The 22,275-nt window shown below is 43.0% G+C and carries 23 protein-coding genes and 1 pseudogene; 15 read left to right on the top strand and 9 right to left on the bottom strand.

Annotation, left to right across the window (positions count from 1 at the left end; genetic code table 11):
• Nucleotides 1-34: 34 nt before the first annotated feature.
• Entirely contained in the window at nt 35-1,117 is a 1,083-nt protein-coding gene (locus ASL11_RS31665; protein ID WP_056624010.1) for a Gfo/Idh/MocA family protein, read from the top strand.
• A 65-nt stretch (nt 1,118-1,182) separates the two neighbouring features.
• Here ASL11_RS31665 and ASL11_RS31660 read toward each other — a convergent pair whose 3' ends face one another.
• On the bottom strand, nt 1,183-2,061 hold the full coding sequence (locus tag ASL11_RS31660) for an AraC family transcriptional regulator (protein ID WP_056624007.1): 879 nt from the start codon (nt 2,059-2,061) through the stop codon (nt 1,183-1,185).
• 173 nt (nt 2,062-2,234) lie between these two features.
• On the opposite strand from ASL11_RS31660, the gene ASL11_RS31655 reads away from it, so the two are divergent.
• The gene (locus ASL11_RS31655) at nt 2,235-3,077 is read left to right on the top strand and encodes a phytanoyl-CoA dioxygenase family protein (RefSeq protein WP_056624004.1); all 843 of its coding nucleotides are present in this window, start codon (nt 2,235-2,237) and stop codon (nt 3,075-3,077) included.
• 97 nt (nt 3,078-3,174) lie between these two features.
• Here ASL11_RS31655 and ASL11_RS31650 read toward each other — a convergent pair whose 3' ends face one another.
• Nucleotides 3,175-4,989: a family 43 glycosylhydrolase gene (locus ASL11_RS31650; RefSeq protein WP_056624001.1), complete on the bottom strand. Its 1,815-nt coding sequence runs from the start codon at nt 4,987-4,989 to the stop codon at nt 3,175-3,177.
• A 263-nt stretch (nt 4,990-5,252) separates the two neighbouring features.
• On the opposite strand from ASL11_RS31650, the gene ASL11_RS31645 reads away from it, so the two are divergent.
• Entirely contained in the window at nt 5,253-6,407 is a 1,155-nt protein-coding gene (locus tag ASL11_RS31645; RefSeq protein WP_056623996.1) for a family 43 glycosylhydrolase, read from the top strand.
• A gap of 49 nt (nt 6,408-6,456) precedes the next feature.
• Here the strand turns inward: ASL11_RS31645 and ASL11_RS31640 are convergent, their stop codons facing one another.
• On the bottom strand, nt 6,457-7,242 hold the full coding sequence (locus tag ASL11_RS31640; RefSeq protein ID WP_056623993.1) for a helix-turn-helix domain-containing protein: 786 nt from the start codon (nt 7,240-7,242) through the stop codon (nt 6,457-6,459).
• A gap of 370 nt (nt 7,243-7,612) precedes the next feature.
• On the opposite strand from ASL11_RS31640, the gene ASL11_RS31635 reads away from it, so the two are divergent.
• The 5 genes from ASL11_RS31635 to ASL11_RS31615 all read left to right on the top strand — a co-directional run bounded on the left by ASL11_RS31635 (nt 7,613) and on the right by ASL11_RS31615 (nt 10,181).
• The gene (locus tag ASL11_RS31635) at nt 7,613-8,323 is read left to right on the top strand and encodes a DUF975 family protein (RefSeq protein WP_056623991.1); all 711 of its coding nucleotides are present in this window, start codon (nt 7,613-7,615) and stop codon (nt 8,321-8,323) included.
• A gap of 45 nt (nt 8,324-8,368) precedes the next feature.
• Nucleotides 8,369-8,722 carry a DUF2500 domain-containing protein gene (locus tag ASL11_RS31630; protein WP_082596025.1) on the top strand — a complete coding sequence of 118 codons (354 nt, stop codon included), beginning with the start codon at nt 8,369-8,371 and terminating at the stop codon, nt 8,720-8,722.
• 214 nt (nt 8,723-8,936) lie between these two features.
• Nucleotides 8,937-9,200, top strand: coding sequence for a CPCC family cysteine-rich protein (locus ASL11_RS31625; RefSeq protein ID WP_056623988.1), 264 nt, complete (start codon nt 8,937-8,939; stop codon nt 9,198-9,200).
• Nucleotides 9,201-9,327: 127 nt separating this feature from the next.
• Nucleotides 9,328-9,717: a barstar family protein gene (locus ASL11_RS31620; RefSeq protein ID WP_056623985.1), complete on the top strand. Its 390-nt coding sequence runs from the start codon at nt 9,328-9,330 to the stop codon at nt 9,715-9,717.
• A 62-nt stretch (nt 9,718-9,779) separates the two neighbouring features.
• Nucleotides 9,780-10,181 (top strand): hypothetical protein, encoded by a 402-nt coding sequence (locus tag ASL11_RS31615; protein ID WP_056623982.1) that lies wholly within the window; start codon nt 9,780-9,782, stop codon nt 10,179-10,181.
• 155 nt (nt 10,182-10,336) lie between these two features.
• Here the strand turns inward: ASL11_RS31615 and ASL11_RS31610 are convergent, their stop codons facing one another.
• A complete protein-coding gene (locus ASL11_RS31610; RefSeq protein ID WP_056623977.1) occupies nt 10,337-10,711 on the bottom strand; it encodes a hypothetical protein in 375 nt (124 codons plus the stop codon).
• A gap of 316 nt (nt 10,712-11,027) precedes the next feature.
• On the opposite strand from ASL11_RS31610, the gene ASL11_RS31605 reads away from it, so the two are divergent.
• Nucleotides 11,028-11,474: an NUDIX domain-containing protein gene (locus tag ASL11_RS31605; protein ID WP_056623974.1), complete on the top strand. Its 447-nt coding sequence runs from the start codon at nt 11,028-11,030 to the stop codon at nt 11,472-11,474.
• 317 nt (nt 11,475-11,791) lie between these two features.
• A pseudogene (locus ASL11_RS31600) lies at nt 11,792-13,063 on the top strand (IS110 family transposase).
• Nucleotides 13,064-13,573: 510 nt separating this feature from the next.
• Here the strand turns inward: ASL11_RS31600 and ASL11_RS31595 are convergent.
• Nucleotides 13,574-14,740 carry a Gfo/Idh/MocA family protein gene (locus tag ASL11_RS31595; protein ID WP_157257125.1) on the bottom strand — a complete coding sequence of 389 codons (1,167 nt, stop codon included), beginning with the start codon at nt 14,738-14,740 and terminating at the stop codon, nt 13,574-13,576.
• A 113-nt stretch (nt 14,741-14,853) separates the two neighbouring features.
• On the opposite strand from ASL11_RS31595, the gene ASL11_RS31590 reads away from it, so the two are divergent.
• Nucleotides 14,854-15,183 carry a winged helix-turn-helix transcriptional regulator gene (locus ASL11_RS31590; protein ID WP_056624713.1) on the top strand — a complete coding sequence of 110 codons (330 nt, stop codon included), beginning with the start codon at nt 14,854-14,856 and terminating at the stop codon, nt 15,181-15,183.
• Between the two features lie 623 nt (nt 15,184-15,806).
• Here the strand turns inward: ASL11_RS31590 and ASL11_RS31585 are convergent.
• The 3 genes from ASL11_RS31585 to ASL11_RS31575 all read right to left on the bottom strand — a co-directional run bounded on the left by ASL11_RS31585 (nt 15,807) and on the right by ASL11_RS31575 (nt 19,041).
• Nucleotides 15,807-16,745 (bottom strand): NADP-dependent oxidoreductase, encoded by a 939-nt coding sequence (locus tag ASL11_RS31585; RefSeq protein WP_056623967.1) that lies wholly within the window; start codon nt 16,743-16,745, stop codon nt 15,807-15,809.
• A gap of 44 nt (nt 16,746-16,789) precedes the next feature.
• Nucleotides 16,790-17,296 carry a MarR family winged helix-turn-helix transcriptional regulator gene (locus tag ASL11_RS31580; protein WP_235550639.1) on the bottom strand — a complete coding sequence of 169 codons (507 nt, stop codon included), beginning with the start codon at nt 17,294-17,296 and terminating at the stop codon, nt 16,790-16,792.
• Nucleotides 17,297-18,042: 746 nt separating this feature from the next.
• A complete protein-coding gene (locus ASL11_RS31575; protein ID WP_082596024.1) occupies nt 18,043-19,041 on the bottom strand; it encodes a CapA family protein in 999 nt (332 codons plus the stop codon).
• A gap of 130 nt (nt 19,042-19,171) precedes the next feature.
• Here ASL11_RS31575 and ASL11_RS31570 point away from each other — a divergent pair, with 130 nt between their 5' ends.
• From ASL11_RS31570 to ASL11_RS31560, 4 genes are all read left to right on the top strand, one after another.
• Entirely contained in the window at nt 19,172-19,942 is a 771-nt protein-coding gene (locus ASL11_RS31570) for a YheC/YheD family protein (protein WP_056623961.1), read from the top strand.
• 209 nt (nt 19,943-20,151) lie between these two features.
• Nucleotides 20,152-20,436 (top strand): hypothetical protein (locus ASL11_RS37765; protein WP_235550638.1); only part of this gene is annotated, 285 nt, incomplete at its 5' end.
• 496 nt (nt 20,437-20,932) lie between these two features.
• Complete coding sequence (locus ASL11_RS31565) at nt 20,933-21,310, top strand: hypothetical protein (protein WP_056623959.1); 378 nt, start codon at nt 20,933-20,935, stop codon at nt 21,308-21,310.
• Between the two features lie 53 nt (nt 21,311-21,363).
• Nucleotides 21,364-21,858, top strand: coding sequence for a hypothetical protein (locus ASL11_RS31560; protein WP_235550637.1), 495 nt, complete (start codon nt 21,364-21,366; stop codon nt 21,856-21,858).
• Nucleotides 21,859-21,971: 113 nt separating this feature from the next.
• Here ASL11_RS31560 and ASL11_RS31555 read toward each other — a convergent pair whose 3' ends face one another.
• Nucleotides 21,972-22,205 (bottom strand): hypothetical protein, encoded by a 234-nt coding sequence (locus ASL11_RS31555; protein WP_056623956.1) that lies wholly within the window; start codon nt 22,203-22,205, stop codon nt 21,972-21,974.
• Nucleotides 22,206-22,275: the final 70 nt, after the last annotated feature.

Raw genomic sequence — 22,275 nt, 5'->3', positions numbered from 1 at the left:
AGAATTTGCAGGATCATTATAGAGGAGGAACATCATGTCAACGACGTATCGGATCGCGATTATTGGGTGTGGAGGGATTGCCAATGGCAAACACATGCCTAGTCTAAGCAAATTGGACAATGTAGAAATGGTAGCATTTTGTGATATCATTTCGGAGAAAGCGCAGGAAGCTGCTGCGAAGTTTGGCAAGGGAGAAGCTCGCGTTTATGAAGATTATCGTGAGGTGTTGAAAGACAGCTCCATCGATATCGTACATGTGTGTACGCCGAATGATTCCCACGCGGAAATTACGATTGCTGCTTTGGAAGCAGGCAAGCACGTGATGTCAGAGAAACCTATGGCGAAAACAGCAGCTGACGCAAGACGTATGGTGGAAGCAGCTAAACGTACTGGCAAAAAGCTTACCGTTGGCTACAACAATCGCTTCCGTGGCGATAGTCAACATTTACATAAGCTTTGTTCCGAAGGTGAGCTTGGTGACATTTATTTTGCTAAGGCCCATGCAATTCGTCGCCGCGCTGTACCTACATGGGGTGTATTCCTCGATGAAGAGAAACAAGGTGGAGGCCCGTTGATCGATATCGGTACGCATGCTTTGGATTTGACGTTGTGGATGATGAACAACTATGAGCCAGCGGTTGTTTTGGGAACTTCGTATCACAAGCTATCCCAGCGTGAGAACGCGGCAAATGCTTGGGGACCTTGGGATCCAGCTAAGTTCACCGTGGAAGATTCCGCATTTGGCATGATTACGATGAAAAATGGTGCCACGATTATTCTTGAATCGAGCTGGGCATTGAATACGCTTGAGGTTGATGAAGCGAAATGTACACTTTCCGGAACGGAAGGCGGCGCTGATATGAAAGGCGGCCTTCGCATTAATGGCGAGAAGCACAGTCGCTTGTTCACGACAGAAGTGGAATTGCAAGCGGGCGGAGTTGCTTTTTATGATGGAAAAGCAGAAGTTGCCTCAGATCTAGAGATGAGATTGTGGATTCAAGCGATAGAGAACGATACTGAACCAGTTGTTACGCCAGAGCAAGCTTGTGTGGTATCCGAGATTTTGGAAGCCATTTATGAGTCTGCGAAAACAGGTAAAGCTGTTTACTTCGATTAGGACTATAAAATCCTATTTCCTGGGAAATAGTTAATGACATGAAAAATCCCTTCTTCCGATAGCGATTATCGGTTGGAGGGATTTTTTCTTGATTTTCGATGCTCACCAGGTGACGCGCCAGTGCGTTGTTTGAATATTTTAGAAAAATGATGCAAATCAGCAAAGCCACAATATTCGGAGATGGATTCAAGACTGAGCTCTGTATTGATAAGTAATTCCTTGGCATGGTGAATGCGCATCTGCAGTAAGTATTGATGAGGAGAAGTGCCGTAACGTTGCTTGAAGAGGAAACTAAACCTAGAAACAGATAAATTGGCGCGATCCGCCATATCCTGAACTGAAAGGGGATCACTCAAGTGATTTGAGAAATAGGAGGTGATCCAGTTTAGGGATGGCGTAGGTGAAAGAACCTCGCGTTGATACGATTCTAATAGAGTTAGGATGATTTCTAGCATAATTTGCTGAGCTCTTAGTTGGTTAAGCGGATTAGGCAAATGGACAAGCTCAATGGTTTGTAGCAGTTTTTCTTTGAGCAGAAGGGGATCTTGTGGTTGGACGTGTACGGGAACTCGAATATTGAATAGTTCTTGAAGAGTTGGTTGCATCAGATGGCTATAGGCAGATAGGTCAATTTGTCCTGGTCGTGTGGGAAAGCTATCTTCTCTTTCGTGGTTATAGGCGATGTCAAAGTGGAGAAAAGGTGTGACCGTGCTCGTTAGTCCCTCTAACGAAAGCAGGCTGCCTGGTTGGACGAGACAGAATTGACCTGGATTGAATATGTACTTCTGCTGATCGACCCAGAAACAGCATGTACCTTCCTGGATGTATACCAATAAATAGTCGAGGAGTCTTCGCTCTGGGTAATTCCAAGGTTTGCGAACGGCAAAGTCACATTCTCTGATGTAAGGGACAATCGGAGGGGATTTCAACAATTCTTGTAGCATGGCTGGGCCTCTCTTTCTGTTGCCGGCATTTACACAACCACTTTTTATTGTAGTATAAGTGATAGGTCTAATCCAGTTGTTTTTGACAAATCAATAACCCTGTTTGACAAAGATTATAAAGCAGTTGGGTCCTATAATAAAGCTATAAATAGACAAATAGAGGTGCATAGCGTATGAGTAATCTAGAGACGAATCAAGTCAACGCATTGCCAGTTTTAGAAGACAGTTACGCGTTGTCGCAAGAGCAGCAGGAAAGCTATCAGCGAGATGGCCATATCGTTCTTCGCGGAGTAGCGAGCGAAGCCGAGATCAATATTTATGAACCGATTATCTCCGACTTAGTGAAAACGTTGAACAACCAAGACAAACCGCTGGATCAACGTGATACGTATGGGAAGGCATTTATCCAAATTTCGAATTTATGGGAACAAAGTGAAGCGATTCAACGTTTCGTGTTTGCTAAGCGTTTTGCCAAAATTGCCGCTGACTTAATGGGCGTTGATGGTGTTCGTATGTATCATGATCAGGCTTTGTATAAGGAACCGCACGGCGGTCATACCGCTTGGCATCAAGATCAAATTTATTGGCCGCTGGATACAGATAAGACGATTACGATGTGGATGCCGCTTGTACCTATTTCTGAAGCAGTGGGTTCGATGACTTTCGCATCACAATCCCATCTCATGGGCTACATTAATAAGATGGTTATTTCCGATGAATCCCATCGTACGCTGGCAAGCTATATCGAGGGGAAAGGGTTCGAAACCAAATCTCACGGTGCGATGGCTGCAGGAGATGCAACGTTCCATGCTGGATGGACGCTGCATAGCGCGCCAGGCAATCCGACGGATACGATGCGTAAAGTCATGACGGTTATTTATTATGCAGATGGCTTGCGAATTGCTGAACCGGATAGTAAAGCGCGTGAAAGTGATTTGAAAAGGTGGTTTCCTGGCTTGCAGCCGGGGGAGCTAGCTGCTTCTGAGCTGAATCCGTTGTTATATAGCCGCAAATAAATAAAGAGATCGCTTGCTCACTTAGTGAGCATTAAGAATGACAAATCGCCGATCAACACCCCTTTGATACAAGGTGTTGATCGGCGATTCGTTGTTTCTACAGCTGCACAGGTTGCATAAAACCGTCTTCCCCAAATGTGAGCAAATCTATGCAAGTTTCCCGATGAAAGCCTTTGCCTTGCTTAAACCGGGTCGTCGGAGTGACAAACCTGTGATAGGCAATCCAATATTGATCCGTGCCGGGCTCTTGGAGTATGGAATGATGAGCAGTACCGAGCATATCTTTTTCTTTATTTTTGACTAGAACGGGGTAATGGAAAGTGACTGGACCGTACAACTGCTCAGCGGTGCCATAGTTGACGTGATAGTCTTCGCTGCCAGTATCGTCACATGACCATGTGAAATGATACACCCCTCCTCGTTTGAGCACGGTCACAGCCTCTCCGAAGTCGTGTAGGCCGTCCACATTTCTCATCGTATCCTCCGCTACGCTAATCATATCGTCGCTGAGGCGTACGATCGTAGGGTTCCCATTTCCGAACAACAAGTAAGCGGTGCCGTCGTCCTCTACATAAATGGATGGATCAATGGTCAGGCTCATGGGAATCCCCAAACGCTTCATTTGCTCCATCGAGATAAGAGGCTCAGGTTGTGCGCGAAATGGGCCCACAGGTGTCTTTGCAACCGCAACGCCGATTGCGTGGCTTCCGCTTTTCGTTTTGCCGCAGAAGTAGTAATAATAGTTGTCATTCCTGAAAGCAATCGCAGGCGCCCACGCGGAATCGACGGTCCATGGGACATCCTCCGTAGCAAGATCCAAAATGATTCCCTCATCCCGCCAAATCTTTAAGTCATCCGAGGAAAAAGCGCGAAATTGCGTGCCAGACCAGCCATCAAAGCCATCGGTGGTAGGATAGAGGTAATAACGATCACCGAATTTCACAAGATCCGGGTCGGCAAATTGTCCGGGCAGCACCTGATGGCCGTCGCCGAATGCCGCGAGTAGACGGCAACTCTCTTCAAAAGTAATCGGTAAGACGCCGCCATGACGTTTCTTGGATATTCCCAAGTCGAACTCGCCATCCTCCAGAACTCGAAACTTACCGCTTTCCAGATCTGAGGTGAGAAGCGGGAGGTAACCTTTTCCTTCTGCGAAGCGGTCCACGATGAGGCACCATTCTTCTCGGTCGTTAAACTTATAGATTTGAGGACCTTCCACGCCTAACAAGGCTTCTAATGCCGGGGCAATCAGTGGGGTGAAAGCGTCTCTTTCTAACGATGTGCCTTTTTCGACTCGAATATTTTTGGTCGTTTCATCTTTGGAATAACGGTAATAGTATCCGTTATGCGCGATCAATGTCGTATCGATGATATGGTTATCCCGCTCAATGTACGTTTCAGCCTCTGTGAAACTGCGGAAATCTTTGGTTCTTGCACAGTAGATCTTTTGTTTCCGTTCTTCTTCATGCGGTTCCTGCGTGGCTGAGGCCCAAAATACAAGGAAATTGCCGGAGACTTCGTCATAAATGGATTCTGGTGCCCAAACACAGCCAGCATCAGGCACACCAACCGTAACGGACCAAGGGGAGGACCAATGCACCAAGTCGGTCGATTCCCATACGATAATGTCGCGACTTCCGGCATTAACAGCTGTATGCCATCCTTTTCCACTTGCAATACGGAGATCCGTGGCGATCAGATAAAATTTGTTCTCCTTGGGTGACCGTACGATAAAGGGATCCCGCACGCCTTTTTCCCCCAACTCGGAACATAGTACTGGCTGACCGGCGTTAAGGTCCTTCCAATGTAAACCGTCCTCGCTATAGGAGAAATAGACTTGTTCACCGTCTGGCTTTTCCCCGATAAAATGTACTAAAAGATAGCCCGTATAGGCTTGATTCAACAATGACACGTGAAACACTCCTTACCTGCGAAAGTGATCGCTGAATATTAGTGATCATAGTCAAAGTATAGGAGACTCCTATGGACGGATCAATAGACTATCATGGTATTCAACTGACTTATTGTCTTATTTTCAGATAAAGGAAGTGTAATAGATCAGTTATTAGGCAGAATCAGTTATTGTCCCGAACGGATGGATAACTCTATACTAAATAGAGTGAATTTTAACGATTTGATAACTAATCATGAAATCGCCATAAAGGAGTGCCCACCATGAGCCATGCCGTGTCAGCCGAGATTCAAATTTCCGTTCCTGTTAACCAGATACCGGAAATGCCTGCCCAAGTTGAGATCGAATTCATTGAAGGGTTACGCGTTGCAGTGAATGTAAAATGGGAAGCTGTTAAACTAGAAGGAAAGGGACAACCCTGTACATTTCAGATAAAAGGGACAGCCCATGAGATCACCTATCTGGATCCTTGGATATTCCAGCGGGCGGATCCCCATGTGCTGAAGCATACGGACGGTTATTATTACTTTACAGCTTCAGTTCCGGAATATGATCGGATTATTCTTCGAAAGGCGCGAACGCTTAGTGGGTTAAGGGAAGCCCATGAAGCAGTAATTTGGGTGAAGCATGAGACGGGGGAGATGGGCAACCATATCTGGGCTCCAGAGATTCATTTCATCCATGGCAAATGGTATATCTATTTTGCAGCAGGAACGGCTGAAGATAGATGGGCTATTCGCCCCTATGTCCTGGAGTGTTCTGATGCGGACCCCATGACCGGTCAGTGGATTGAAAAAGGAAAGATCTTTTTGGATTTTGAAAGCTTTTCCTTAGATGCCACGACATTCCACCATCGGGGGGAGCAATATCTAATCTGGGCTCAATACCAGGAAAAGGACAGCAATTTGTATATCGCCAAGATGGCTAATCCGTGGACGATCTCGGGTCCACAAGTATTAATAGCGAAGCCTGAGCATCATTGGGAAATTCAAGGATTCCGTGTGAATGAGGGACCTGCTGTGCTGATGCGTGATGGAAGGATTTTTGTTACCTATTCCGCTAGCGCTACAGATCACAACTATTGTATGGGATTACTGGAAGCTTCTTTGGAAGATGATTTGTTGGATGCCCGTTCATGGCGTAAACAGCCATCACCGGTATTTCAGACCAACGAGGAGACTAGTAACTACGGTCCAGGACATAATTGTTTTACTGTGTGTGAAGATGGCAGCTTGGATCTTATCGTATTCCATGCACGACCTTACCGAGATCTTATCGGCAGCCCATTGACAGACCCGAATCGTCATGCTCACGTACAAGTCATTTCATGGAATGAAGATGGTACTCCTTGTTTAGGAACTCCGGGTAGGACGGCTATCGATGTTACTGTGATTGCACAGATTCTAGTTCAGTCCTAATCTAGGATACTTAGGCTGTCGAGATCTTCTCGACAGCATTATCATGTATTCAATTTGGCCCTCCAGCTTTATATTGACTGGGAGTAACACCCACAAATTTTTTGAATTGTCGCATAAAGTGAGTGTCATTCTCATACCCGCACATTCTCGAAATAATACTTATGGATGTGCTGCTGTTCATGAGAAGATACTTGGCGTATTCCAGTCTGGCCTTAATGAGATCCGTTATGATGGAGCACCCGAACAATTCTTTATATAAGTGTTGGAAATAAGATTTGCTTAAATTTACGCTGGAAGCAAGCATATCTACTGTATATGTGGCGTTAGGAGCACTATACAGTTGGTTTCGCAGTTGTGTGAATGGCAGGAGATATCGGCTCTTATGCTCATGAACAGCCGTCTGTTTGTGTAGGGTGACCAGTTTCATTAAGAGAGCTTTAAGCTCACAATCCAGAATTCTCTCCATTAAAGGGGAATCCTGTCTAACAAGATTGCTCATTTCCATAATACATTTGGAAATTAACATCGTATCTTCAGCACGTACTGGCGTATCCAATGGAAAATCGATTTCGGTCAGGAACGCGTCTATGCCGTTACTGGAACAATGAAACCAGTCATTGATAAACGGCTTTTCATAATGTCCGTAGAGGTGCGGAGTATGAGGATTCAATAACATATAGGTATTCTTCTCGATTGACATTAATTTACCTTGAAGCACTAGTTTTGTGTTGCTCTTAAATAACACAAAAGCATAATCGCCTGAGCCTTTCGGCCGATCAATGACGATGCCATCTTCGTGTATAAAATTATAACCACAAGCAAGCAGTTGTATCATCACGTATCACCATAAGATCATAGATTATGAGATTTTTTTATCTTCTAAAACGTAAAAGAGTTAAGGGATAAATCAATTTATTATAGCATAATAAATTAGTATAATGCTGTGCATCCAAAATGGTTATGTTTGCGACATAATAAAGAGCAACATTTCTAAAATTTTCAGTCTATAAATAGGGATCGCCGGCTGTGGTGCAGTCGACGATCCCTATTTTTTTTACTGAGTATCGCGCAGTATAATTTAACTCTTAACTTTCTCCATGTGTGGGTGTAAATACCTACTTGTAAATTTAGTTCTTTACTGGGGGGATTGGATTCCTTATTATTGAGAGTAAATGTAAAATATTCCAAACGAAGCGAGGACCAACATGAGCGTGAACCAAGAAAATTATTATTACAAGAATTCCTCGGACCTAAGGGAAATAGCAAGGTGGAGCCTGAGAGAGAACTGGGCTTCAGCTCTATTTGTTACGGCGGTTGCGACTTTGTTCGGCCCATTGACGGGTCCTGAGGCTCACTGGCTTTTAGACCTTGTAGGCTTTCTAGTAGGTTGTGCTCTCCTGCTAGGCTCTGTACATTACTTTCTGAAACTGAATCGAGATGAAAGTGCACAGTTCACCGATCTATTTTACGGATTCAAACAATTTGTTTCTTCATTTCTGACTTACCTCCTGTTCATACTTTTCATCCTGCTTTGGACACTCTTACTCATAATTCCAGGTATTATTGCAGCCCTTCGTTATGCCATGACCTTCTACATTTTGAACGATGAACCAGACTTAAAACCGCTTCAAGCCATTAAACGCAGCTCGGAAATGATGAAAGGGCATAAATGGGACTTTTTTAAGCTTCATTTGAGCTTTATAGGCTGGTATCTACTCACGATTATTGGTGGGATTATTACTATTGGATTACTCCCAGGGGTAGATATGGAGGACCCTTATTGGAGTAGTGTCATTATAGCCGTATTCATTCTTCCTGTCGTTACCTATAGCTCAGCCGCTTCAGCTGCATTCTATGTCAATCGGAAAGCCATGCAGCAACAAGAAGGTGCATCTTTGGGGAGTGGAGCATCGTAGCATATAGGGCATGAAAAATTTTACAGAAAGAGGAGCGCTGCTGTTATGTCGATGGGGTTTGATGGACCGCCGTTTATATTTAAAGCGATGTTTGTGTTGATTCCGTTACTGATAATTGGAATGATCATCTTTGCCGTGATAAGCGGGATCAATACCTGGGCGCGAAATAATGCGTCTCCTGTGCTGAGACGGGATGCGATAGTTATCACGAAACGGACGAAAGTGTGGGGCGGATCCGAAGATTCAAGCGCGAGTACTTCTTACTTCGTGACATTCGAGTTCGACGATCGTTCGCGCCTGGAGTTGCAGCTGAGCGGCTCGGAGTACGGGCTGATCGCAGAAGGAGACAGGGGAAAGCTGACGAATCAGGGGACGCGGTTTAACGCTTTTCAGCGGTGAAGCCCATTTGAGATTTAAATCATGTCCGAAGTAATGATGACATAAATGGAAACCCTATTAACCATTGAAGTAATGGGGAACGTTAGTTACATATAGAACCAGAACGAGGCTGCCAGCGTGATCGGCAGCCTTTTGCTCAACTAACGGGCAGTTTTGCTCAATACAATCAAGTGATAAAATAGCTTTAGAAGGCTGTAGAAAGAAAGGTGGACTTATGAAATACACTTGTCCTTGTTGTGGCTACAAATCATTAGACGAAGAACCAACTGATACTTATGAAATCTGTAAGATATGCTTTTGGGAAGATGATGGCGTGCAATTTAGAGACCCTGATTATGAAGGGGGAGCAAACGAAGTTTCTCTAAGACAAGGTCAAGCGAACTTCATAAAGTTTGGTGCTTGTGAGGAGCGTTGTATTGAATTTGTAAGAAAACTAACAATCAACGATATAAAAGACCCTGATTGGAGACCGTTATAAAGAATTTGTCTTTCAACTAACGAGTAACGTTACTTAAATAGGGATCGCCGACTGCCGCGTGGTAGCTCTTACTCCATAAACGGGCTAGATTTGTTCAAATATGTGTTAATGAATGGGGCGATTTCGAATGAGTAAGACATTCATCATAGATGGTAGTAAAATTTCTAATTTCGAAGATTTCTGTAGTGAATTCTCCGATGTTGTGTTATCAGGAAAGCATAGATGGCATGGAAATTTAGATGCCTTTAACGACATTTTAAGTGGTGGATTTGGTGAAATAGAGGGCGACGAAGCATTGACAATCTTTTTGAAAAATTCCAGTACCTTAAAGGAAAGTTTAGGGTACACGGAAACAGTAAAACTACTTGAAGAGCGATTACTAAGATGTCATTCTTCAAATGTTCCCCGAGTTGCGGAAGAACTGCAAAAAGCCAAGAATGGCGTAGGGCCCACCATTTTTGACTGGTTGCAGGAAATAATAACTGACCACGAGCATATCACATTTATCCTTGACTAAAGGACACTCTTAACATTGGTCCTTGAATTACCGCTAAATATTAAATCAACGGAGCTAATAGAATGATAGTAAATACTTTTACAACAAAACTGATTGTAGAAAATTCAAATAAATCATTTCATGATTTTATAATTGATGGTAAATCGTTATTTGAGCTATTGAAAAAACACGAATATATTCCTTGTATTGGTTCAGGAATAAGTAAGTATAAGCAAGAAATAGTCGAAGAGTTAACACTCAAAAGACTAAGTAGATTAGGCGGAAATCGCTATCCTCTTCTTACATGTGCAGACTGTGGAGATTTGAATTGCGGATTTATTTCAGCGATCATCGAAGAAGACGATAATTTGATTATTTGGCGTGATTTCAAAAAAGGTGATCAGATTAAACTAAACCATTTAGGCCCTTATTATTTCGAAAAGAGTAATTACAAAAAAACTATATTGAATACATCATTTATTTAAAAATACTCTTTAAGTCAATAGTTCATTGAGCTAATGGGTAACGTTAGTTCAATCAATTCAGCATGAAGGCTACCGTGTATTTGTGAACTGGACCCCAATTGTTAGACACCATCTAACGATTGGGGTCCAGTTCATCTCGCGAGACCTGCTTCTATTCAACATTGAACTGAAGTGACACGGTTTGATAATCCGAGAAGCTGAGTCGATTGGAAACTGCCCCCGACCATTTGATCATCATAATGTGTCAAATAAAACGAGAGCGAAATTTGATTGGGAAGAACAAGCTGGATCCATTGCCCCTTGCAAGCTTCTGCCTGTTGTGAATTTTGAATGGCAGTCCCGTTGCATACTAATGAGTTATAAGATTGGCGGCTTAAAAATCCTGTTACATAGTTGAAGTCGGCAGAGGTCACGTTGACTTGCAAATTTGTCCCACCGTCTAATTGGATGGTCACCCATTTATTCATACATTGTAAAATGTTTGAAATTCCTTGTCTGTTATTGGGGAATGATGGGAGGCTACTCCACATGTGATTATCTCCTTTGAACTTAAAGTTGGGACTATACTCCTCAGAGTGAACTGATCATACATTGCTTCTACCATATGCAATAGAGTAGGCATTTGTGCACAATTCGAAAAGAGCCACAGGTGGCTCTGAACTCTCTCCCTAGTTTAAACAGGCTGCCGGTGATAATACCGATGGCCTGTTGTGCTAACAGTCAGATTAGCGTGGTTGCAACTTTAATTGCTAATGAGTGTATTTGTTAATATAACGGACAAAGATTCAAGAAGGTTTTACCATCTATCCAATGAATACTTCTAAAAAATGAAATTGGAGGGATTGAATGCTAAGTCCTTTAAATGGCACTTTTCCGACTGACAAAAAAATTGCTGGTGTACACAGCATACCAATTACTGAAGATGGCTCAATTGTTATGGTTTGGGATAAGAATGAGAAGGCGCTCACAACAGTTGATGGGAGGATTGAAGCTAACGAGGATATTAATACTACTTTAAACCGTGAAACAATAGAAGAAGCAGGTCTTATTTTAGAGTCTAAAAGAGTACCGATTGCTGCTTGGTACTGGGAGAGTACGGATACATACACTGTTTTTGTTATGGCAAGAGTAAAGGATTATGGAATCATGCCCGAAGGGTTCGAAACAACTGGAAGAGTGATCATGAATTTCGAAACAGCGCGCCAAATCATAGCGAGAATTGAAGGTGCTGGGTTACGACTTGAACTAATAGAGATTGCTGAATCGGTATTTGAACAGCAATTCAAAAGTTAATTCGTTACGCTATGGTGAACAATAGTATAATCACGACATGACAGCAGCCGGCACAACTGCCGTTGTGTATTGAAGTAACGGGAAGGATAAATGTAAAGAGATTATTTTTAAAGGTGATGATATTAATTTCCGTTAATGCAGGCTATATGGTTAATAAATTGGGTAGATAATTGGAGTTCATTTAACTAAATGAAAAACGATAGCATTCCTGTAGAGCGTTAATTTTGAACTTTGCAAAAAAATAAGCGCCTCGGTACGATGGGAGTACTCAACGGGTCATAGCCCTTAAAATCCCATCATCCAGGAGGACGCTCTGTATGAAGTTTAAAGCGCAGAACAAACAAAATCAACTCATTGAAAAAATTACCACTCAGCATCTAGTTGTCGGGATCGACATCGCTCAACAAGCACATGTCGCACGAGCAGTTAATTTTCGTGGAATTGTGGTCGGTAATCCAATATCCTTCTCGAATGATGAAGAAGGATTTCAAAATCTTCTTCGGTGGATTCATTCACTGCAAGCAGCTCATAGCCTTAGTTCGGCTATTATTGGTATGGAACCTACCGGTCATTACTGGCTTAACGTCTCTAAATGGCTCTCCGAGCGTCAATATGAAGTTGTTCTCGTCAATCCTCATCTCGTGAAAAAGAATAAGGAAAACCGTGACAATACGCCATCTAAGAGTGACAAAAAGGATGCTCTCGTCATTGCTGACATGGTTAAAAACGGCTACTACTCGTTCACTCGTAACACACCTGAAGCCTTTGAAGAACTTCGAGTCTTTTTCTCAAACAGGGACTCTGTCGTAACGAGGCTCGTTAGTGCGAAGAATCAAATCCATCGTTGGGTTGACGTTGTGTTCCCTGAGTTGCGACAAGTCTTTAAAAACCTTATGTGCAAAGGCTCATTGGCCACATTAAGACTTTTCTCAACACCTGAAGAACTAAGGAAACTAGAGCCTCAGGATGTCGTATGTGGGTGGAAGTCCCTAATGAAACGACAGCCTGGCGAAATAAAGGCCCGAGCACTTATTGCTCTTGCTAGTCATTCTGTTGGTTCTAAACAAGCTACTTATGCGTACAAACTTCATTTAAAGTAGCTTCTGGCCGAATACGACCTTGCCTGTGAACAGCTGAAAATAGTAGAGACAGAGATTATTACCGTTTTAGACCGCATTCCATTTGCTAAACCAATGCTTGCTGTTAAAGGGATTAACGCCATTTCACTTGCTGGTATTCTTGGTGAAGCAGGGGATTTAAGTGGCTTTGTACACGGCAATGCATTACTTCGGCATGCTGGTCTAAACCTTTCAGAAGCAAGCTCAGGCAAATGGACGGGACAGATGAAAATAAGTAAACGCGGACGATCTCGCCTGCGCCGTTTCATCTACATGATGACCATGAGTATGGTGGGGAACAATCCAGAATTCAAAGCAATGCATGAGTACAATGTACAGATGAAAAAGATGAAGAAAATGAGATCTCTTATGAAATTGTGTGGAAAATTAGCCCGAATACTCGTTGGAATGGCTCGCAACAACGAAGCCTACAATCCTATAAAAACAATGCCACTTCAGTTAGCAGCTTAAGTAATAACCAACCGTTTCGTCGTACGAATTTTGGCTTATTCGCAGGATTTTAAAAGAAAGCACGGGGTACCGGATGTGTTTAACCAAAGGGCAAAGACCCGTAACGATAGCAAGACCGGCCTCCACCCCTTGGACAGGCGTAACGAAGGAATGAGAGGGCGATGACCCGTTGAGACATGGGAGTGAAAACCTCCAGGGGCGGCGTGGAGAATGCGTGCAGCATATGGGAATATATGGGATGTTAACCTCCCTCTATTTCAGTACGCCTTCATGTTGCCAAGGTCTATTACGGTAACTCTATTCCAAACCTCCTGTCTTTTAACAAGGGTGAAATCCTGCGAATAAGCGAGTATACGTGAGAAAACTTAATCGAACCGAGGGAGTTAAACAGTGAAGGAAGGGCTGCCGAGTGGCAGCCCTTCTCCCCGCAAACGGGTAGGCTAGTGAGACCCTACGACTGCAAAGTTCTGCCAATCAGTACATTCAGTAGGCTTACGCTGGACCTGAATCTCACTCCTCCAATGTTTGGCGGATGCCGGTTACTGAGGCAGCACGTATGGCGTCCATCAAACGGTGCATTCGCACCGCATCGGCGAAGTCGGGGAGTTCAACCTCAACTCCATTGATCCGCTCCGAGAACAAAGCATATAAATGGGCTACATTGTATCCCGGTCCTGGGGCAGTATCTCTCGTAACGAAGGGAAAGTAATCGTCTGGCGTTTCCAGCGTCTCAACTTTTCCAGACGTTGGGGCAAAACTGAGGTTCAACCGATCCATTTGGAACATTAGGCCGTCGCGCGGTGTAACGATAAATTCGCCTTCAGTTCCAATAATTTTCAGTGTAAAACCGGGTGTTCCAGCGTTTATGAACTGGGCAGAAACGATAGAGCCCTGGGTCAGTTTGCCGGTGATCGTCACATGATCCGGAGCAGTCGCCCGTACTACCTCCCCGGTTTCAAGGATGTTCACCTCAGGGTATTGCGTGGCCAATGTTGCGGACACTTCAGCAAACGGCGCCACCATATATTCGATTGCATCAAGCATGTGCGCGGCCCCGATAGTCAATTGATCGGCTCCATTGGATTCATCTAGAAGATAGACATGTGCCAAGTCCACATTTCCATTCGTAGTTGGGAACCTCGGCATCGTTATTACCGCATTCACTGCTAGGACCCGTCCGACAGTTCCCCTAGTGACTAAATCACGGATGTAACGGACGGTTGGGTTACCCCGAGCTTGAAGACCGACGACATGATTTACTCCTTGTTCCTCCGCAAGTACAAGCAGTTCCTTCGACTCGGAGGTGGTCCGAGAGAGCGGCCATTCACTGTACACATTCTTGCCGGCTTCCAGTGCCATCCGGATCAGATGATCGTGCTCCGGCACTTTTACAGTGATGGTCACAATATCAACGTCAGGTTGTTTTGCCATCTCTAGCACATCGGTATAGAACCTCTCGATGCCGTGTCGCTCGGCCGCCGCCTGTGCAGTGTCCAAGCGCGTGCCAGTAAGCGCCTTTACCTCGTAGTTCTCCAACGCCTCTAGTGCGGGGACATGAGCTGTGCCGCCCCATCCTCCCACTCCAACGATGCCTACGCCCCACTGGTTCTTCTTGTTCATGATTCTCTTCCTCCTAGTTCTGGTTCGTCTGTGATGCTGACAACACTGAGTGTACACGATATAATCAAATTAGAAAATTACGCACTTTTCAGTAATATAGTTACCGAATAGGTACTTTGAAGGGGGAGGTTAGCATAACATTCAAGGCCAACAAGGCACATTCCAGCGTCATGAAAGAGAACTATTCTAACCCTACGGAAGCGACACTGGATCGAATCGGCGGCAAATGGAAGACAGCCATCCTTTGTATACTCGCGGAGCAGGGAGCAATGCGTAACGGGGAGATGAAGCGGGAGCTTACACCAATTACACAGAAAATGCTCACCCAGCAACTGAAGGAACTCGAAGCGGATGGACTCATTCTCCGCACCGTCTTCCCGGAAGTACCAGTCAAAGTCGTTTATGAACTTACTGAAAGTGGATGGTCATTGAAAACAGTGCTCGACCCTCTCTGCGAATGGGGAAAGAGATTCGTTAAGGTTGATAGACGGGAAACATAATCGGTTGTAAGACGAGAGTAGAGCGATGGAACCAATCCATCGCTTTTTTACATTATAGGACGTTGTATTAAACTACCGGGCGGATTTCCTCGCGATCTGTTGCTTTTCCTTTTCAACGGCAGAAAGCTTCACAAATAATTTTTCTGATAAAGGGAATTTTGATTTTAGTGTACAAAGCCTACGTAAAGTAGACGATATTCTTGAAGAATTATGTGAGTATGAAATAGATAATGATTCTTTGGATTCTGTTTATTCTATGGTTGGAAGTTACATTTTCGAAGTAGCAAGAAGGAACTATGGTGGGTATTCGCTTCAAATGTACGAATGCAGTTAGTAATTACATTTTCATTTAGTAACTTAAAAACCTGCATCCAAACGCACATAAATTTGCAATATCATAGGAATAATTGATTGGCTGCCTCAACTAAAGGGCAGATTAGATGAAGATTAATTCCGGTGAACCCTACCATAAGTGAAGAGGAAAAATTTTCTTGGGGGAAGTGACCTAACAATACGATTAGCCAGAATAGTTTGATGTGAATGAAGAAAACAACACTTAGTGTGGTATACACTCGTGTTGCTCTCGTGTTTTAATATCCAAACTTCTATTCATACAGTTGTTGTTAGATTGAGTTTATGTGCAGCAAAATTCTTCCGCGTCCATGTCTTGCTTCGCTTTTCTCCAGTGCTTTATTAGCTTGGTTTAGCGGGAATATGGAATCAATCGCTGCTTTAATCGTACCGTCTGCAATTAATTCCGTTAAGCTCTGCAGATTCGCGTATGTTGGGAATTTGGTGTTAAATTTAGCTGTTACGCCATACTTTTGAGCGTTCTCTTGAGATGGATCCTGAGTCAAAGCGACGAGAATTCCCCCCTTCTTCAGAACGGCCCATGATCGATTCTCGGTCTCGCCTCCAATGGAATCGATGACGAGATCCACTTCTTTGACGACGTCTTCGAAAGCTGTCAGGGTATAATCGATGACTTGATCCGCACCCAATGACTTGACGAAGTCCATGTTAGAAGTTGAAGCCGTAGCGATCACGGTCGCTCCCTTCCATTTGGCCAGCTGAACGGCAAACTGTCCAACGCCGCCTGCTGCAGCATGAATGAGAACGGTTTGGCCAGATTGGAGTTCACCTTCAGTGAACAACGCTTTCCAAGCCGTTTCGGCTCCTGCTTTAATCGTTGCTGCATCTTCAAAGGTAAGAATATCGGGCATCTTAACTAATTCATGGACTTTCGCAATGCCATATTCTGAGTAGGCTCCTCTAATACTACCAAAAATGCGATCACCGGGCTTGAAATCCACTACATCTTGCCCTACCTCTTCGACAACGCCGGAAGCGTAAAATCCAGGAATGTAGGGGAGGGTTACAGGAAAAACTTCTTGAAGCCAACCGTTACGGATTTTATAGTCTAGCGGAATAATCGTAGCATATACGATGCGAACGAGCACTTCATCCTTTTGCTGCTTGGGGCGTTCAACTGTTGCTATCTTTAAGACATTTGGACCACCATATTCATTGACCAGAATGGCTTGCATCGACTTATTAGACATGCTTATCTCTCCTTTATCATTCATCATTTTTTAAAAATGTACAGTTATGTTTCTAAAGAAGCGGCTATTTTTTGTGCCAGAGCTACAAACTGTATTTTTTCTTCGTCATTGAGAACTTTCGTTGTGATCTCTTCCAGCTTGCTCCAAGCCTGAATCACTCTGGGTTCAACTTCACGCCCTGTTTGAGTGAGCGATACGATGGTTACGCGTTTATCTTCCTGGGAGCGGCTGCAGGTAACCAGCCCCGCATCTTCCAAACGTCGAACGGATTTAGCTATTGTCGAGTGATCAAGGCGCAGTGACCTTGAAAGACTATTCTGTGATTGGCTGTCTCGGTGCCACAACTGCATCAGTACGAGTTCCTGCCCTGGGTATAGGCCTGCTTCTCGAAGCAGCTGTCCTGCATTTCTATGATGTGAACGAGCCACACTGAATATAGAGAAGCTTACGGGAAAATGCGTTACCGAACTGATTTCATTCTCAATGGCTTCGTTAATGATGTTTTTCTTCAATAGTTTCATCCCTTCTTTCAAATATGTGGTCGTCAACATAATCGATTATACACAGAATAGCATTTAAAATATGTTGCCGTCAACACAAATAAAAAACAGATTAATTTCCCAGTTGGTATGGATGACTTTGGAGTTGCAGTTGGTTTAAAACAAGTGACATTAAGGGGCAATAGTTAAAAGAAATTTAAAAAAAGCTGCCATATAGGCAGCCTGGTGATAATATGCCGATAGCCTCGATAAGCTGAACCGCATCGTCTAATAACAAATAGGTCATTCCGCTAACGAGAAACTATAGTTCAATAACACAGCGCCAGTCTAAGACTTTATATTCGAGTCCTAGCCTGTCGCTGTTTCATTTTCAGGGCCAGTCTAATACTTAATTTTATAAATCTGACGATATTTCATGTAAGAGCACTAGGAGGTGCATGTCTATTCAGGCATTCAGTTCCTTTTGTACATTAGGCTACCTAGGGCAAGAGAAATTATAACAGTCTGCTTATCTGAAAGAATACAGACGAATGACAAGCTGCTAACGCAGCTTTTTCTTTTTTATTATGGCACTGTTAAACTTTGCTGTTGATTTCATTGAGGTTACGGGCATGACACCAAGGTTTCAGTACCTTCTCAGCTAAACGTGCACTAACGAATGAACTTAAACACTTTCAACGAGAGAGGTAAAAGTTGTTGACATAATACCCAATCAGTTAAAAAACCATGCTCATACCCTGAATCATAAGAATTTAAGGAGGGTGTCACCTGGAATAGTCAAAGGAATGTTTATACTCTTAATTCCGTTGAGCGACAAGTTTATGTTCCTTTCTTCGGATAACTGTAAAAGTTTTCTTATTAGTCTTTCTCCTCTCCACAATCGTAGGAATACGATCAATTTTTAAGATATCTGTTATCCCTCGTTCATTTTTAGATAGAGTCAATGACAAAATCATTCCCCGAATCGTATTATTATTTCTTATTAGCCTCGTTGATACAAAGTTACCTAAAGAAGGAGCTGCCACTCGATTTCGTACTTGACCATAGATGTCTTTCACCTTTGCCTGAGTTACCGGGTATAGCAGATGAGGATGTGCACCTAAAACCACATTCACGCCTTGTTTAAAAAGTAAATGCATCAATTGTTTTTGATTTTTGCCCGGAAATGGCCGATATTCTCTCCCGAAATGGAGGTAAACAACGATGAAATCTGTTTTATTTTTCATTTCACGGATATCCGCTATCATCTTCTTTTGGTCGATGTGGTTAACCAACCACCGATTAGGTACTTGAATGGAATTAGTGCCTTTCGTATACGATAGAATCCCAATATTCACTCCTTTTACACGCATAATCAGATGACGCTTAGATTCTTGGATGGAACGGAAGGTTCCCGTATGCTTGAGTCCTTGTTTATCGAGGACATTCAGTGTTCGTTTTAAACCGGTTACTCCTCCGTCCATACAATGGTTGTTTGCAGTAGTTAATACATGAAGCCCGACGTTTCTCAAAGTTGACGCCAACGCATCAGGGCAGTTGAATAATGGAAAACCAGTTTTCGGATTCCTTCGCTCTCTCGGACAGTTACATTTTGGACGGCTTCCGATAACGCCCAATTTCCTTTTACCGGAGAACGTCGTTTCCAGATTCCCGATCGTTAAATCGTGTTTTTTTAGATAAGGTTTAACTTTTTCAAAAATAGGACTGAACGTATATCCGCTTGATCTTTTAGCAGAGGCAATGATTTCACTTTTCATCAATAAATCTCCGACAGCGGCAATCGTTATTTTGATCACATGCACTCACTCCTTCCCTGACTAATTTATTCAATGAAAGGAATTATTGTTTGCAGAATAGGCGATGTCCTAAAGCCTGTTACAGCTAGCTGAATAGGATATGGAAATACTAGTGTGAGGAGACTAATCGATGAGACAAAGTAATGTCGCCGTTCCTATCAAACCGAAAAAACCTGCAAAAGGTATAAAGTGGGATCAACATCGTGAATTAATGAAGAACAGACAGGTTAACAGACACCTTCCCGCAACGATGAAACTAAATAAACAATCTTTCTTTGCTATGCTTTCTCGTTATAAGACTGTTTATTTGAAACCTAATCAAGGAGCTTTTGGAGTGGGGGTCATGCAGGTTCGAAGGATTGTGCATGAAAAAAAACCGTATTTTCGTATCCATTCAGGAACCCAGCAACATAAGTTTCAAGCAAAAGAAGAAGTATATGCCTTTTTTTTGGGCAAAAGAGTGAACGCCGATTATCTCATCCAACAAGGCATAGACCTGCTCCGATGGAACAAACGCCCGTTTGACCTTCGCTTAATGATTACAAAACAAAAGGATCATACTTGGCGAAATGAAGGCTTTGTTGGTCGCGTTGCGCATCACAAAAAAATTGTGACGAATATCCGCAGTGGAGGTACCGCATTATCCGTCGAGGACCTGTTAGCCTCGCATACCAATCCAACTACTCAAAAAAAAGTCGTCATGAACTTAAATAAATTGGGAAGTCGTATATGCAAGCAGCTCGAAAAAAATTATCCTGGTATTCAGCTTTTTGGGATTGATATTGGCATGGATCAAAACTTAAAACCATGGGTTATTGAGGTGAACACTAGACCCGAGAAAATTTGTTGGAAATGTATGAGGAAGCTTTACAAAAAGAACATCTCAGTCAAAATTCCTTGAATAACTAATACAAAAGGGCTGTCTATTACGGGAGCGAGATTTGAGGAGGTCTAAAATGAAAAATACTTCCTATAATCCATTTAATGACGAGACGCTTCATCTTACTGATAATAAAACCGAAACGAGTTCCCTTGAAGATAGGGCTCCATTTAATGAAACAAGTGCGCTGAAGCTGAAACGACGTCCGCCTTTTACTACTTTAGCTACGNTCTAAAATGAAAAATACTTCCTATAATCCATTTAATGACGAGACGCTTCATCTTACTGATAATAAAACCGAAACGAGTTCCCTTGAAGATAGGGCTCCCTTTAATGATGTAATCAAACATATCGATATTGTTTCGGGTTTCCAAGTTCCCAAAAGGCTCGACCATTTTCCACAGTGGTATAAAAATCCTCAGAGAATATTTGCTACTATTTCTGTCCTTGTATTCGCCTCATTTATGATATACCAAGTTATTCGAATTATTACTGCTATTGCTTCGGGGGAGTAGCACCTCCCCCGCGTTAAGCTAACTGGGAACGATAGCTCAATGATAGAAACGGTATTTTGAAAGGAGTTAGGGGACTTGGCACAATGTCAGTCTTGTGGTGACAAAAAGCAAGATTCAGAACTGATACTGGGGAAGCCTTCCATATATTCCCGCCAATCAATATTTGCACCACTTTCAACTGATCGTACTCGTTTTTTTATCAAAATAAAACCACTCTATCGGATTGTTTGAGCAAGTCAAGAAAGAGCGATTTATCGTTTGAATCCTGTATGCCGCCGCGTCTGACGGTCGAATCCGCCGGCTTTCGCGTGCCCGCCGATCGTATCGCGATTGGGCATGAGCATCTCCTTTGCAGATCCGTTTTTACTGACACCGTCTTAAGTTGCTCCGAATATTCTATAGCTATGAATAGTTGTAAAAGGGGGCAACGGTTATCAAATATTACGATCCCAAGTATGGATTCAGCATGCGTATCCCTGATTGGTGGAAACCATATTTGGTTATTAAAAGATCGGGCCGATCTGGCGATGAGGCATACGGCGTGCAATTTCTGTTCAAGTATCGCGGCAAAGTGTATACAGACATTTTCACCGTAAGTATGTACAGTATGACCCGAAAGCAATGGCGCGACAAAGGCTATGAAGACTCGCCCTCCATCGTCCTCTACGGGGGGAACGGGCGCCTATTCGCCTATTACACGCCGGAGGAGCCTCCCGATGAGTTTTTCGACAACAAATCAAAGGACGGCTTCAACAAAAAATACTCCAAGCAGCTAAACCTTCTTAGGCGCATGATCAATGACGATGTCCCCAAGATCGCGAAGACGTTTAAGCCCGCTAATTACAAGCCCCGTAAAATAGTTAAAGCCCGCTGAGCGTCAGCGGGCTTTGTTGCTTAGTTATTAAATACGTATCTACGAGCACGCAAATGGATAGCTCAATAAATACAAAGAAACGGCAGCCTGCATATTGGCTGCCATTTTCTCAACTACCGGGCAGGATAGTTACAAATAAAGGAAAAAATTATATTGCAGAGAATAACTTCATGGGGTTTCCACCTGATTTTAAAGTAAAGTATAGATTTTTTACGCAAGAAGAAGGAGGTAGGAAAATACTTCCTAAACAAGGATATAGAAGTGATTTTGCTTTAGAAGGGGATTTTTTAGAGACAGGGATTGAGTTGAGTGTCATCCACCCTGAGTTCGAAGATGAGAACGGAGAAATAATTATTAATGAGACATGTTCAGTATTAGAATCAGGCACCGCTAGAATGTGGATAATGTTTCCTAAAGCACGGGAGGATAGACATATTCATGATATTAAAGTAGGACTTAAAGGATATTTCATGGAGGGACCAAAACGTGTTGCTGAAGCCGAGATTATAGAAATTATCGGTCTATTTACAAACCCTAGAACTGAATAGAGATAGCTTTAATGTTCCGCTAACGGGTAAAGATAGTTCAATTAACCGCCTTTATCATGAAAGGCGGTTTTTTTGTTTGAAAAAATAAAAAATGACCAAGTGGCTTTCGAAACTTATCCTGCTTCAAAATTTCCGAAAATATCTAGAACTACATCATGTTTTGAGTTGTTTGCATAAGAACAAGTGATTTTCCAATGTGGTGAAAGTTGAAACCAAATCACTGTTACTTTCTCTATGGTACAACTCGACGAGTTCCTTTTTAGATTCGAAATTGCATTTTGCCGACTTATAAATATCGGGGAGAGTAAAATGCCAATGGCAAAAATAGTTATCAAAATTTTTTTCAAGTCTAACCCTCCTGCGATTTTTCAATGCGAGCTGCGACTTAGTAGTGATTAAATTAACGGGCAGGTGATA

The organism is Paenibacillus sp. Soil750, from assembly GCF_001428045.1.
Taxonomy (GTDB): domain Bacteria; phylum Bacillota; class Bacilli; order Paenibacillales; family NBRC-103111; genus Paenibacillus_E; species Paenibacillus_E allorhizoplanae.
This window is presented reverse-complemented; position numbering and strand designations above follow the sequence as displayed.